This window comes from Roseivirga sp. UBA838, assembly GCF_002296035.1.
Lineage (GTDB): Bacteria > Bacteroidota > Bacteroidia > Cytophagales > Cyclobacteriaceae > Roseivirga > Roseivirga thermotolerans.
In genome coordinates, this window is sequence record NZ_DBHC01000036.1 from 40,278 (window position 1) to 53,641 (window position 13,364).

General features: G+C 42.7%; 14 protein-coding genes. 7 read left to right on the plus strand and 7 right to left on the minus strand.

Annotated elements, in window-relative coordinates:
• Positions 1-79 precede the first annotated feature (79 nt).
• From B3O12_RS13020 to B3O12_RS13035, 4 genes are all read right to left on the minus strand, one after another.
• Positions 80-625 (minus strand): hypothetical protein, encoded by a 546-nt coding sequence (locus B3O12_RS13020; RefSeq protein WP_286748127.1) that lies wholly within the window; start codon positions 623-625, stop codon positions 80-82.
• Positions 626-640: 15 nt separating this feature from the next.
• Positions 641-1,903 (minus strand): hypothetical protein, encoded by a 1,263-nt coding sequence (locus B3O12_RS13025; RefSeq protein ID WP_286756590.1) that lies wholly within the window; start codon positions 1,901-1,903, stop codon positions 641-643.
• A 2-nt stretch (positions 1,904-1,905) separates the two neighbouring features.
• Entirely contained in the window at positions 1,906-2,484 is a 579-nt protein-coding gene (locus B3O12_RS13030; protein WP_286756591.1) for a YceI family protein, read from the minus strand.
• Between the two features lie 242 nt (positions 2,485-2,726).
• Positions 2,727-5,921, minus strand: a complete 3,195-nt coding sequence (locus B3O12_RS13035; protein WP_286756592.1) for a PAS domain S-box protein — start codon at positions 5,919-5,921, stop codon at positions 2,727-2,729.
• A gap of 236 nt (positions 5,922-6,157) precedes the next feature.
• Between B3O12_RS13035 and B3O12_RS13040 the strand changes: the two genes are divergently transcribed.
• From B3O12_RS13040 to B3O12_RS13065, 6 genes are all read left to right on the plus strand, one after another.
• Positions 6,158-6,667, plus strand: coding sequence for a hypothetical protein (locus B3O12_RS13040; protein WP_229838696.1), 510 nt, complete (start codon positions 6,158-6,160; stop codon positions 6,665-6,667).
• A 248-nt stretch (positions 6,668-6,915) separates the two neighbouring features.
• Positions 6,916-7,536 carry an RNA polymerase sigma factor gene (locus B3O12_RS13045; protein WP_286748122.1) on the plus strand — a complete coding sequence of 207 codons (621 nt, stop codon included), beginning with the start codon at positions 6,916-6,918 and terminating at the stop codon, positions 7,534-7,536.
• Entirely contained in the window at positions 7,526-8,302 is a 777-nt protein-coding gene (locus tag B3O12_RS13050; RefSeq protein WP_286756593.1) for an anti-sigma factor family protein, read from the plus strand. Before B3O12_RS13045 ends, B3O12_RS13050 begins: the two co-directional genes overlap by 11 nt.
• A 1-nt stretch (position 8,303) precedes the next feature.
• Positions 8,304-8,915: a hypothetical protein gene (locus tag B3O12_RS13055; RefSeq protein ID WP_286756595.1), complete on the plus strand. Its 612-nt coding sequence runs from the start codon at positions 8,304-8,306 to the stop codon at positions 8,913-8,915.
• A gap of 11 nt (positions 8,916-8,926) precedes the next feature.
• Positions 8,927-10,246 (plus strand): hypothetical protein, encoded by a 1,320-nt coding sequence (locus tag B3O12_RS13060; protein ID WP_286756596.1) that lies wholly within the window; start codon positions 8,927-8,929, stop codon positions 10,244-10,246.
• 114 nt (positions 10,247-10,360) lie between these two features.
• Positions 10,361-10,831, plus strand: coding sequence for a heme-binding domain-containing protein (locus tag B3O12_RS13065; protein ID WP_189630865.1), 471 nt, complete (start codon positions 10,361-10,363; stop codon positions 10,829-10,831).
• A gap of 193 nt (positions 10,832-11,024) precedes the next feature.
• Here the strand turns inward: B3O12_RS13065 and B3O12_RS13070 are convergent, their stop codons facing one another.
• From B3O12_RS13070 to B3O12_RS13080, 3 genes are read right to left on the minus strand one after another with little or no spacing between them, the layout of a single operon-like run.
• Entirely contained in the window at positions 11,025-11,282 is a 258-nt protein-coding gene (locus B3O12_RS13070) for a DUF6952 family protein (protein ID WP_189630862.1), read from the minus strand.
• A complete protein-coding gene (locus B3O12_RS13075; RefSeq protein ID WP_189630861.1) occupies positions 11,263-11,577 on the minus strand; it encodes a thioredoxin family protein in 315 nt (104 codons plus the stop codon). Before B3O12_RS13075 ends, B3O12_RS13070 begins: the two co-directional genes overlap by 20 nt.
• A 14-nt stretch (positions 11,578-11,591) precedes the next feature.
• Positions 11,592-12,230 (minus strand): peroxiredoxin, encoded by a 639-nt coding sequence (locus B3O12_RS13080; protein WP_189630860.1) that lies wholly within the window; start codon positions 12,228-12,230, stop codon positions 11,592-11,594.
• A gap of 460 nt (positions 12,231-12,690) precedes the next feature.
• Between B3O12_RS13080 and B3O12_RS13085 the strand changes: the two genes are divergently transcribed.
• Positions 12,691-13,257, plus strand: coding sequence for a pentapeptide repeat-containing protein (locus tag B3O12_RS13085; RefSeq protein WP_286756597.1), 567 nt, complete (start codon positions 12,691-12,693; stop codon positions 13,255-13,257).
• Positions 13,258-13,364 lie beyond the last annotated feature (107 nt).

Here is a 13,364-nt window from a genome sequence, read left to right on the forward strand (position 1 = left end):
AGGTGAATTACAAAGAGAGCGATAGAATGCGAGAATCTTATAGGTGTTTCACCTAATCATTACCAGAATAATTAAAATTTTAGTAGTAAAGGCAAATGCTCACCTCAAGAGTCTCTCTCAATTTAATGAGTCCGAAAAGTTTTTTAGGAGGGCTAAGTTCAAAACTGCTTGTACTAAGCTTAAACTCAGATTTTAAATAAGTATTTCCATGCTTATCGATCTTAATAAAACGCAATTCTAAAAGCTCAGACACTTTTCCGCCCAAAGTCAAGCTTACTGTGCTCAGATAATAGTTTTCTATTTTTCGAAAATTGTCTACACTGATTCCAATACTCGGATGTTCTGCTGCTCTAAGGGTTTCACGGAAATCTTTATTGAGTATTTTATTTCCGCAGTCAAAATCTTCAATCGGCAATTCTAAAAAAAGTACAGGAATTGGGTTGGCGCCATTTCTTATAAAAGCGGCTTTAGGCTGGTGTATTTCTGAGTATGTGCAGGCAAATTTACCGAGCGAAGTTTGCCCCTGAATGGTAATGGATTTCCCGGTTATCAACAGGCTATCTTGAGCACTGACGGACAACGGGGAAACCCACACTAATGCTAAGACCAATAGTCTCATGGTCATTGAGAACGCTTGGTTTTAGAAGCCAATAACCGCCTCCAACACTATACCATTGAACTGTCCGTCCTGGAATCGACTATTGGCAAAACCGGCTCCACTATACTCCTGATTCATATATTCCAACTTAACCAAAACATTGTTGGTCATGAACCACCCTCCGCCAATATTGACCCGGCTAATTTCACGGGTTGATCCGGCACTGGTGGTTTCGCCAGACACAGTGTTGTACCGACCACCAAAATACCACTGCTCTGCATTACCAAAGCGGTACAAGCCCTCCAAACCCAATTGGGTAAAATCTCCTCCTACAGCATCGTTGCCATTAGAAACAAACTCCATCAACCCAAAAAATTCAAAGCCACTAATTTTTATAAACGGATTGATTTGTATGGCTGTTTGGTAAGCAAACCGTGGGTTATAACGGGGATCAAAATCGGAACCGCCATTGGCTACGGTAGCCAACGTTCCGTAGTAGCGTCCTCCTGCCCGGTCTCCGCCATAGAGGTAGTCTCTGGTTCCTTTGTCAGAACTGCTATACAAAGAGCCGGTTAACCGTAGGCGTAAGTCATCATTCACTTGCTTGTCCCATCCTACCTTACTAAAAAACACAAATCCGTCATCGCCTTTTAGTGGGCTTTGGTTGAGTCGTCCATTGGTAAGGCCCACCACAAAAATCCAGTCAGAAGGCATGAGAGTAAGCTCCACAAAAGGCTCGGTGGTAAAAGCATCCATGATGTAATTGCCCACAAAGGGATTATATATGGCCATAGCGTTGTCAGAACGTCTAAACTGTGCATCGCCATAGTTTATCTGGTCCATACCCACTCTAATAGTAGCTATATCCATTAGACCGGAAAGTAATCCCTCCTGAATAAAATCTAACCTGTCGAATTGCAGATAGCCTCCCTTTACATAAGCCTCTGTGTGGTGTCTCGATGAGAGGTAAGTACGCAAATGCATGCGAAGCCCATCGGCCAACTGTGCATCTATGTTTAAATTGGCTGTGGGCAAATTGAAATTGGAGCCCAGATCTACCAATGGGTCTCCAATTATGGAGTTTTCATGACTAAGCCCCTGAAACTGAAGGGCAAAGTCTCCCCCTACACGCACATGGAACCCCTGGAATTTCACGGTGTCTTTTTTTGAGGTTTCAAAGACGTTAACTCCTTGCTTACCGGGTATTCTATAGTATTGCAATAGCTTTCGCTCATCGGTTTGGGCCAGCGCCACTACACCGGAGAACAGAAATAGAATGAGAAAAGTAAACCTCAGATTTTTCATGGTTATAGAGTTTTGAAAGTTGTGTTGAATTCAATGGTGACATCATCACCTGTTTTTATGGTGCCCATGAGTGCTGTGGGCGGTTCTATGTTGAAATCCGTAAGACGGAAGGCCGTGCGGCCTGTAACTTCTACTATTCCCTCGATGTATTGCAGCTCTACAGTGAATGATACCTCCCGGCTGGTGCCAGCCAGAAACAGTGTACCCAGTGCTTTGCCTCTGCCTGTTTCATCGATAGAAAGATTTTGGAGCCTAAACTCTATGATTGGGTACTTTTCGGCATAAAGAGCCTTATAGGCGTTTTTATCCAGCCCCTTCTTTCCACTCTTCAAGTCTTTGGCCTTAAGCGTTACCCTAGCCTCTTTTATCGTAGGATATTCCCCTTCATTGGCAAGGCACTCCAGAAATCCTTCAGCCACCGAAGTTTCCATGTGCCAGTCATGTAACGTAGAAGTACCGAGTACTTTAAACTGCGGCCGGGCTTGTAAAACAAAGCGTTTTTCCTGGGCCCACAGGGCAGTGCTTTGCATTAGCCAAGCAGCCAGTAGTGCACAAAAAACGTAGATAAATCTGCTCATCATGACCTCCTCTTTGAATAACTCAAAGTTACCCTGAGCTAATGGCTCAGCGGCTGATGTGCGTCAACTCAGAAAATGACTTATAGTGGTGAAAAAAACTGATATAGATCAGTATTAGTCAAAGAGAAACTGGTTCATAAAAATGACTGAAATGGGCAAGCAAATGGGCAACAGATTCCGGCCTTTGGGGCTATTATAAGAAAGTGCATTGACCCACTCCAGAAAAAAAACAGACTCCGAAAAAATCAGTCTTGCCCCCTGTATTCGCGCAGAAGTTGGGCCAAGCGCTCACAATCCTCTATTATGGATGGAACCATTGGACGCTCTTCTTCATGGGCCATAGACTGAATGCATTGCTCTATTCGCTCGGTAAGATCGTTTTGGCCACACATGCGGAAGGTGGTTCTCATTTTGTGCAGTATAAAGTTGGCCGAAGACTCGTCTTTGTTCTTAATGTAGCCGGGAAACTGCTGCACAAATTCTTCCAGATTGAGGATGAAGCTACCCAAAAGGCTATTGGTAAAACGCTCATCACTTACAGAATATGACTTAAGCGATGCCTTTATACTGTCCAAACTTACGTTTACCTGACGAGAGACTTTTTCGCTGGCAACAGGCTCTACCGCACTGGCACTACCTTTTATACTGGCTATAATTTTTTTATGGAGCTCAGAAGGCATAAATGGTTTTACCACAATATCGTTCATACCAAACTCCCTGATTCTGTTCATGGTACCGGCATCGGAAGAAGCAGTGAGAGCCAGAATAGGCACTTTCTGAAAATACTCCTCTTCCATTTGTCTAATTTCTTTGCTGGCCGTCAGACCATCTTTCTGCGGCATTTGCAAATCCATCAACACCAAATCGAAGGCTTTCGACTTGATAAGATCAATGGCTTCATTTCCATTTTGCGCAAGGCTCACTTTCACCCCCCACTTTTCTAAAAACTTAGTGGCCACAAATTGATTGGCCTGGTTGTCTTCTACCAACAACACATGAATATTGAGGCTATTGATATCTTTTTGAGATTCATAGTTACCTCCCAAGTCTACCTGGTTTTCGCTTTGTTCTTTGTATGGCACTTTTAATACAAATGAGAAGGTAGAACCTTCGTTTACTTTACTCTTCACTTTTATCTCCCCTCCCATTATTTCTACCAACCGTTTAGTAATTGAAAGTCCTAGCCCGGTTCCGCCAAAACTTCTGGTTATATATGATTCGGCCTGAACAAACCTGTCGAAGATTTTGGCCAGGTTTTCTTCTGATATGCCAATACCCGTATCTCTAATTTCGAATTGCAGCTCTATTTCATCTTTGGTTCGGCTCAACTCTTCTACCTTAATCCGAACACTTCCTTCTCTAGTAAACTTAATGGCATTACTTAGAAGGTTATTCAAAACCTGAGATAAACGCGAGGGGTCACCAATGATAGAACTCGGGATGTCCTTATCGTAAAGCAGCTTCAGCATGATAGACTTTTCATCTGCTTTGTAGGCATGCGTGTGTTTAATGTTATTTACCAGCTCTTCGAGGCTGAATTCTATATTTTCCAAATCTATTTTTCCTGCTTCTATTTTATTATAATCAAGTATATCGTTCACAAGGCTGAGCAGGTTTTCACCGGAAAAGCGAATGAGCTTCAGGCCGTGCAATTGATCTTCTCTTGGATCTTCTTGCATGAGCAAATGAGACATGCCAATAACCGCATTGAGCGGTGTGCGAATTTCATGCGACATTACAGAAAGGAAATTGGCTTTGGCCTGCGAAGCTATCTCCGCTTTTTCCTTGGCCTCTCTCAATTCAATTTCCTGTTCCTTTATTTTGGTAACATCATCGGTGAGCATTATCACTCCACCTATATCTCCTTTTCTATTGTACCATGGCCGCACCTCCCACTTAATCCACTGTATGGAGCCATCTTCCCGCTCAAACCGGTCTTCATCTTTCCTATGGGTTTTACCCTGAAGGCATTCGCTATGAATTTTTTTCCAGTCATCTCCAATTTCAGGGAATATTTCATAATGGCTCACCCCAATAATATCCCTGCCCTCCAAACCATAAGTTTTAAGCCATTGGCTACTATAGGCCAGATACTTCATTTCAGTATCGAACATGGCCACCGGAGCGGGCGTAGCCAAAACAAACGACTCTAACCGCGACCGTTGATTGTTAATAATGGCCTCTTGCTCCTTACGGATCTGTATGTTGCGGGTAGAAGATCTCAAAGACACTACCTTACCTTCTTCATCTTCTATGGCCGTGGAGATAGACTCGAACCAAAGGTATCGGCCATCTTTATGCCGCAGTCTGTACTCAAAGTAGTTTTCCTTCTCTCCCTCTAAAAGGGGTTGATGCGCTTCTTTTTGGGCCCGTTCAATATCTTCCGGATGCATGAGGTCGTAAGGAGAAGTACCGAGTATTTCTTCGGGTGTATAGCCGAGGTTATCGACTACCGAAGGAGAAACGTAAGTATATTCTCCCTTGAGGTTGTGCATACATACCAAATCCTGGGCCGATTCTGAGATGAGCTTATAGAGTTCAGCATTTTCATCGAACTTTCGCTGAAGCTGCACCTCGCGGGTTATGTTTCTCGAAATGGCCGTTACTTTTACCAGTTCACCTTCCTCATAGATGAGCTTGGACTTTTGCCCAACAATTAGCTCAACCTCCGGATTGCTTTTTATCAGTACCCTAAACTCTATGTAACAATCGTCTGCCCCATTGGCTATCTGCTCCCGATAAAACTCTTTTACTCTGTGCCTGTCATCCGGATGCACCAGATCAGTGTAGTGCATGGTTAGCAACTCTTCGCTGCTAAAGCCCATTTCTTCAGACATTAAAGGGTTGCAATAGGTAAACATGCCCTTGGCGTTAGCCTCAAACACAAAGTCATCTACATTTTCAATAAGGGTTTGGTACTGTCTACGGGCTTTCTCTAAAACCTTATTCTTCTTTCTGAGCTCCAATTGACTTACTACCTGACGCGAAAGTGCTGCAAGTGATTTTTTTTGTTCTTCAGAGAGTTTTTTGCTTACCCTGTCAATTACACATAGGGTTCCCAACAAATGCCCTTCGGGCGAAACCAAAGGTGATCCGGCATAAAAAACTATCCTCGGATCTTCAGTAACTAATGGATTATCATGGAAGCGCTCATCTTTTCGGGCATCGGTAATCTCAAAAATATGCTCCGGGTCGTGTATGGCATGGGCACAAAAACTTACGTCCCGAGAAGTTTGCGGTGCTTCTAATCCCACTCTCGATTTGAACCACTGACGGTCTTTATCTATTAAGCTAATGAGAGCAATTGGTGTGTTGCATATAACCGAAGCAATCTGTGTGATATCGTCAAAATCTCTCTCCGGAAGGGTATCTAATATCTCATACTCTTCTAAGGCTTTTTGCCTCTCTCTTTCGTTGTGTGGAAAGTCCGGTTTAATCATTTTGAGCTTCGGGGCGAAAGGTGAAAATCAAGCACTTAGACACTCTTTTCAAGTCTTGATTTTGCAAGCACGCAAGATACTATTTAATTGACGCATTTTTATGTAGCAAGGTTATTTTTTACCCAAATCGGGAGCCTCTGTCCCATATTGGGATGAATTTGTGACGAACAACATTTATAAGTATCTGAATATCAACGGAAGTTCTCTGAGGCGCGATGATTGTACCATTTTGGTCCATGAAGTGTTCATCGCTCCTCAAACTTTTCTGTATTCTCCTTTTTGCACTCAATTTTTACGGATGCTCAGGTCTGTACCATCAAACCAACAGACCAGGACTTTTTGGCAAATCTCCAGAAATTGAATTGACAGGAATCGAGGGTAAATGGAGCGGTATTCGACAAGACTATCCAATTGAGAGTTTTCAGTACTATGAGTTTTCCCAAGATGATGAGGGTTGGAAACTTTTGCTGAATAACAAGGAAATGCAAACTGAAAGCTTTAGCCGTGTGAATGACCTCACATTTGTAATACGCTATGTAGACCAGCAAGGCATGCCCAACAGTATTCTGGCTCAATTTAAGAGCTACGAAAAATCGGTACTCAATCTCTTCCATCTTACAGAAATAAGTACCGAGGCTCAAGACATTCGCGCTGTTTCCTTAAAAAAAGACTTCAATAAACATCAGTTAGATCAAGTGGTTGTAGCAACGCGGCTTAAAGGTACCCTCAATAAAATTGACTATTGACTACCTTTGGCAGCATGCCCAAAAGCGGAGGTGTTCTCAAAAGCTAGGTCAGCGTCACCCTAAACTTGCCTATAGATAGACAAGTTGAGATGACGAATTTTAAGGCTTTTGAGATACCTCTTTTTGTGTTTCATTAACTGGCCCTTCAGTAGCAACCCTACCGCTTTACCGGTGCACGAAGAAATATGTTTAACTTTCTTCAAACTATTTTCTCTCGCTGTTCATCGTAGAACAGGAAGCACAAAGCAATGCGGGAATTCAACCTAATGCCACAAACCAACTTCTTAGTAAAGGCAGCCCAACAAGGCGATGTAATAGCACTTAATCAGCTGGTTAAACAGTGGCAAAAGCGTATATACAACTTCGCCTTCAAATACTTTGGCGATTATGACCAAGCCATGGAGGTAACTCAGAAAACGTTTATTTCCATGAGCAAAAATCTTGGCAGCCTTAAAGACGAATCGAGTTTTAAGCCATGGATTTACCGCATTGCCTCTAATTATTGCCACGAAGAAATTCGTAGGCAAAACAGAAAATGGGTTTTCCCCTTTTTAAAAGTGCAAACCAAAGACGATCAGCGCACCATTGCCGATACTTTTTCCGACTCTAAATCGGATAACCCGGAAAAAGCCTTCGGCAACAAAGAACTCAAAAATGTGCTCACCAAAGCATTGGCTACTTTACCCGAGGAGCAACGTATGGTGGTGATAATGAAAGAGTACGAGGGGCTGAAAATAAGAGAAATAGCAGAGGTGATGGATATCTCTGAAAACACCGTAAAGTCTAGGCTTTATTATGCACTCGGTAGCCTTAGAAAGCTACTGGAGGAGTGGAACATTACGAAAGAAACGGTACACTATGAATTATAAACCGACCAGGGAAATGCTTATCGATTACTTATACGATGAGCTTCCCGAAGAAGAAAAACAGGCCATAGAGGCCTACCTGAAGGAGCATTCGGAGGAGCGAGCAAAGCTGGAAGAAATGCAAGAAACCAGCTTGTTGTTCAGTGAGTTAGAAGATGAAGAAATGCCTCAGCCAATGGCCTTTATTACGCCATCGAAAAACGAAGAATGGCTGTATTGGCGCAAGTACGTGGCCGTTGCGGCCACTCTGCTCCTGGTTTGTGCCTTTGCCTGGTTGAGTAACTTTAGAGTAGAGAAAACGAATAACGGATGGCGGATGGCCTTTGGGCCTGCCCAGTATGGTATGTCTGAAGAAGAGGTAACCGACCTCATTTACCAGGACAGGCTAATGGTTTTGGACTACATGAACACCAGCTTGCGCAACCGCAACGATAGTATCAATCGCAAATTCAGCGCATTACAAGCCAGCCTGAATGATGACACCTTTCTGAAAGAAGCATTTAACAGAGAAAGAGAAGCACTGCTCAATGAGCTGACTGTATTTTCCGAAAAGGTAGGTGAAGATTATCGCGAAATTCTTCATCAAATAGTGCTGAACTTCTCAAACAATTTAGAAACACAGCGCATCGAAGATTTAAGAAACATTCAGGCAGCCTTTAGCGCTCTGGAAGACGCCACTGTTAATAGGCAAATTGATATGGAAGAAGCTATCATTGACTTAACAGAACGTGTGAATGCGGTAGCTGCCAACTTATCTAACAACAAATAAAATGGTCAAAAACTCAAATTATCTACTCACTGCCTTTGCACTGGTGTTTCTAACCATAAACACCAGCCAGGCACAAATGAAAAACGGAAAGTTCAGTCCGGTAGAAAGGGATCTGGAAATTAGCCGGGTAACACTGGAGAATTTTCTAAAAAAATGGGAAGGTGCTCCACTGCTCAACCGAATTCAAAAAACGGAAAGTAGCTATACCGAAGGTCAGGGAGCAACTATCTTTATTGAAGCCCCAAATGCACGCATATTTCTTGATGGCCGTATGAATTGGAGCCGAGAACTAGATACGGACTTAATGGATACGTTCTACGACAACGAGATTGTGGCTTTACAACAGCAAAGGCTCAAGAGCAGTCTGGCCCACTTCCTGCATCAGTTTAGTAATTACCTGCCCGGAGTAAAGGCCAACGAATCTATAATCTTTCACTTCGACATTCACGACCCTGTAATTAACCAAGAGGAAGACCCGGCCACAAGCCCAAAACAACCCGAAAGAACCTATCAAATCAGTTTTTCAATAGCACAGGCCGATGTATTGAACATTGAAAGTAACAAGCTCTCTGTTGAGCAAATCGAAAACAGAATAAAAACAGCTAAAAAATAAATATCTGAATTATGAAAAAGACAACACGAAACATCTTAGTAGCTCTGCTGGCTCTCTTTATTGCCAGTCCGGCAATGGCCCAGCAGTTTGTAGACGTTGCACAGGCTACTGTTAGCGGCTACAGCCACCAAACACAAGACCTTTCCAAACTACCCAAAATGGAAAAAGACATTGTGATTCTTCAAAACGTATTGGGCGACTTATTTAGCGATAGTGAAAACTCCTTCTATTCTTCGCGCAGTGCCAAAGGCATGTACATTCCTGGTAGCGGAGTTATTTTCTCTATGGGCAACTCTTTCTATGGCCGTGTCTTTTTGGATGTATTGAGAGGAAAAACCGAAGACGATGGTGGCGAAAAAGCTGATGAACTTTCGGCCGAAGAAATGAACAAACAGAATGCAGACCGACTCCGAAAACTATCGAAGGAGTTTTTGGCCAACTATGGGAGTTTGCTCACCGAATTAAAGCCAGGGGAAAAAATAATGCTCAATCTGGACTATACAGACATCATCACGGAAGAGAAGGTAAATACTTCGGCCAACCGTATCTCCTATGCAAGGCCTACCACCCAGAAAAAGAGAATGCAAAGCAGCATATCTCAAAAAACGCTGAGTGATTTCACTTCAGGCAAACTGAGCCTGGAACAGGCCATGAATGCCATTGAAGTAAAAGTTAATGAAGATGTTGAAAAAGAAATGACCGATGCAAAAATTCTGGCAGGTATTCTTGATGACTTGCTTCAAAGCAGCATGGACGGAAAGTTTAGAAGAAGAGGCCGAACTAACTGGACATACTTTGATGGTTTCGGACTTATGTTCAACATTCAGTTAAGCACCAGTGTTTCCGGCAACGTGGCGATTCTTAGCCAGACAATTGGCAGCGGCACACGAGTTGTATCTAAAAACTCCGAAGACAAGCAAAAGGAAATTGAAGAAGCCATGAAGGCTGTTGAAGAAGCCTATCCCGATTTTGAAAACATGCTTAAAGAAAATGTAATTCAGTATGGCAGAACCCTAAGAAGCCTTGGCAGCAACGAAAGTGTCATTATCAATGTAGACCTTGGCTCAGCTTACCGAAATGCTAATATTCCCAGAAGCATACGCATGGTTATACCCAAGAGCACAATAGATGCCTATGCCAAAGGGCAGAAGTCGTTGGATCAGGTGAAAAACGAAATCGATGTCACTAAAATGCAAACCAGCCTATCCGGCAGCAGTCACTTATGGTCTGTGCAAGATGTAGACTTCTTCCCAACTGTAATAGAAGCGGTTCCATCGCCCCCCGCTCCATTAAAAGGAGCGGTCGGAACATCAAGCAAATCAAACCGCTAAAATTCGCGACTTTAGCAAAAAGCCCGGTTGGTCACCGGGCTTTTTTATTGGCATAGTCATAAACATCTTCACCAAACAAACGATAATTAATAACTTGTGCCAAAATTCAACCCTATGAAGAAAATACTCAAATATATTCTGCTCGTGTTGGTCGTTGGCCTGGTGGTCATCCAGTTTATAAACCGACCGGAGAGAATAAATGAACCGGTTACTGACAACGACCTTATAGAAACCCTTCAGGTGAATGCTCAAATGACCGATTTTCTAAAGTCGGCCTGCTACGATTGCCATAGCAACCAGCCACGATACCCCTGGTATGCCAGCATTGCTCCCTTTAGCTGGTCTATTGCCGAGCATATAGAGCACGGTCGTGAAGAGCTAAATTTTTCTGAATGGGCCACCTATTCTGCCAGAAGAAGAGATCATAAACTGGAAGAAATGGTAGAAGAGGTAGAAGAGGGCCATATGCCTCTCCCCGGCTACCTTTGGCTGCACAGCGATGCGAAAATAACGGAAGAACGCCTGGAAATGCTCAAAACCTGGGTAGAACAAGAAAGAGCAAAAATTAGTCAAGAGGCCAATTAGTTACTGGCTTAGCCTTTGTTGTTTAAAGTATTGAAGCTACCAATTCTTTAAGAGTGGGTAGCTTTTTTTTTGATTAGGTTTTGGATGGTTTATCCTGCCAAAGCCTTGTGAACAATCCGGCCGGCAGAATAGTAGGTAATAGAAATAAAAAAACCCCGACCATTGGCCGGGGTTCCACTCTACTTTTTAAGGGCTACCGATCGATTGACCCGGTAACACGTTTCATAAATTCATTGAGGGCTTCTTTCTTAGGTTTCCCTTTTCGGATGGACTCATTTACCTCTATGGCGCCATAGAGGTTCGAAATAAGCTCCCCTATCACGTCCAGTTCTTCATCTTTAAGGTTTTCACACTCGGTAAGGTTTTCGAGTGTTTCTATAGCCTCCAAAACAAAGTCCTGATCGTTTTGCTCAATGAATTCTGTAATATGCTTAATTAGCGGCAACCTCATCGACAAGTGCTTTTAGCGATTCGAACTTATTGGTTTGCACCTGATTTACCAGCTTACCACCTTCATAGGCAGCAAAAGTTGGCAGATTGTTCACGTTGGCCAGTTTCCTTGACTCAGGGAATTTCTCCGCATCAACGATCACAAATCGGGCATCTTCTCGTTCTGAAGCCAGCTTCTTAAACTTTGGCTTCATAATTCGGCAGTTTCCACACCAAGAGGCAGAAAACTGAACGAACACCTTTGAGTTCTCGTTGAGAACTTCCTGAAGGTTATCTTCACTCAATTCAACGACCATCGTTCAATCTTTTTTCAATTGTTGCTTAGATAAGAAGTAACCCCTTCTCTGTTGGCTGTCATAGCCTGTTTTCCTTCTTCCCAGTTGGCCGGACAAACCTCACCATGCTGTTGCACGTGGGCGTAAGCATCAATAAGTCTCAAGTATTCTTTCACATTTCTACCTACGGGCATATGGTTAACCCCTTCGTGGAATACAGTACCTTCTTCATCAATCAGGTAAGTAGCTCTGTAGGTCACATTGTCGCCCTCTAACAACTCTACTCCTGTTTCTTCGTCATAGCTCACACCAGTGATATCAAGAATATCCAGTGTTCTGGCCAGGTTTCTATTGCTATCGGCAATCAGGCTGTAGGTTACGCCTTCTATACCTCCGTTGTCTTTCGATGTATTCAACCAGGCAAAGTGCACCTCGGCCGTATCGCAAGAAGCACCAATTACAATAGTGTTTCTCTTTTCGAACTCAGGTAAAGCTTCCTGAAAAGCGTGAAGCTCAGTAGGACATACAAAAGTGAAGTCTTTAGGGTACCAGAAAAGCACTACTTTTTTGTTGTTTTTTCTGGCTTCTTCCAGCACGTTCAACTTAAAAGTATCGCCCATTTCGTTCATGGCGTCTACGGTAATGTTTGGAAATTTTCTACCTACGTAGCTCATATTGCATTTTAGTTTTATAGTGAAATGTATGTTCTGTTAAATAATGCTGCGAAGGTAACCTTCAACAATGAATTAAAGCCTATCCGGCAGATTGGTTTTTTGAATTTCTTATTGACGTTATCAATAAGAAGCAATCAGCTATTTTTGATGAAAATACATTATCCACTGAGCACTAATCAGTTAAGAACCGATCCGCTCACTAAATGTGAGATGAGATAAAAAAGATTAATTGAGCTATTTTTAGTAGCTTTTCGCCAGGCACAAGACCAAATTGCATATTTCCGAATCTTTGATTACACCTAATACATCCTACCACACAATCCATTCAATAATTCACCTAATACAAAAGTAAATTTTGTATTTCTATAGATTTCATCAATAAGAATCCGCCTCTCTCACAAAGCACCGGACAAACCCACTGCCCTTTTAAGTTTTAACTAAATTGCCCTAAAGAACAGGAATGAAAGTTATAGAGGACGAAACCATTACGGGTAAAAACCTGGACAACTGGCTAAAGCAGGGCATGCAGTTTGAATACTGCACATTTAAGGGAGCCGATTTTTCCAAGAGCAACCTATCCGGTTTTAGCTTCTTGGAGTGTGAATTTACCGACTGCGACCTTTCGGGTATAGAACTAGTTGATACAGGTTTAAAATCGGTTCGTTTCGACTCCTGCAAACTCATGGGACTCCGGTTTAGCCAATGTAATCCTTTTCTACTCTCCATGCATTTTCAGCGCTGTAAACTCGATTTTTCCAGCTTTTACAACCTTCAGCTAAAAGAAAGTTCTTTTGTTGAATGTAGTTGTCTTGATTGTGATTTTGCCGAGGCAAACCTAACGGGCACCAATTTTAACAAGGCCAATTTACAAGGGGCTGTATTTGTGGGATGTAACCTGCAAAACGCCAATTTTCAGGAAGCTTCGGGGCTAGACATAGACCCCAATAAAAACACCCTAAAGGGTGCTCAATTTGAACTTACGCAACTCCCGAGGCTTCTCAATCAACATCAAATTATAGTCATTTAGGGTCAGTAAGACTTAGCCCTCTTTTCCAACGCCATTCAAACTCACTCTCAAAAACACTTGAAACTAAGAATTGACCAAAAACAAACATTCCCGAAGACCTTGGTTTT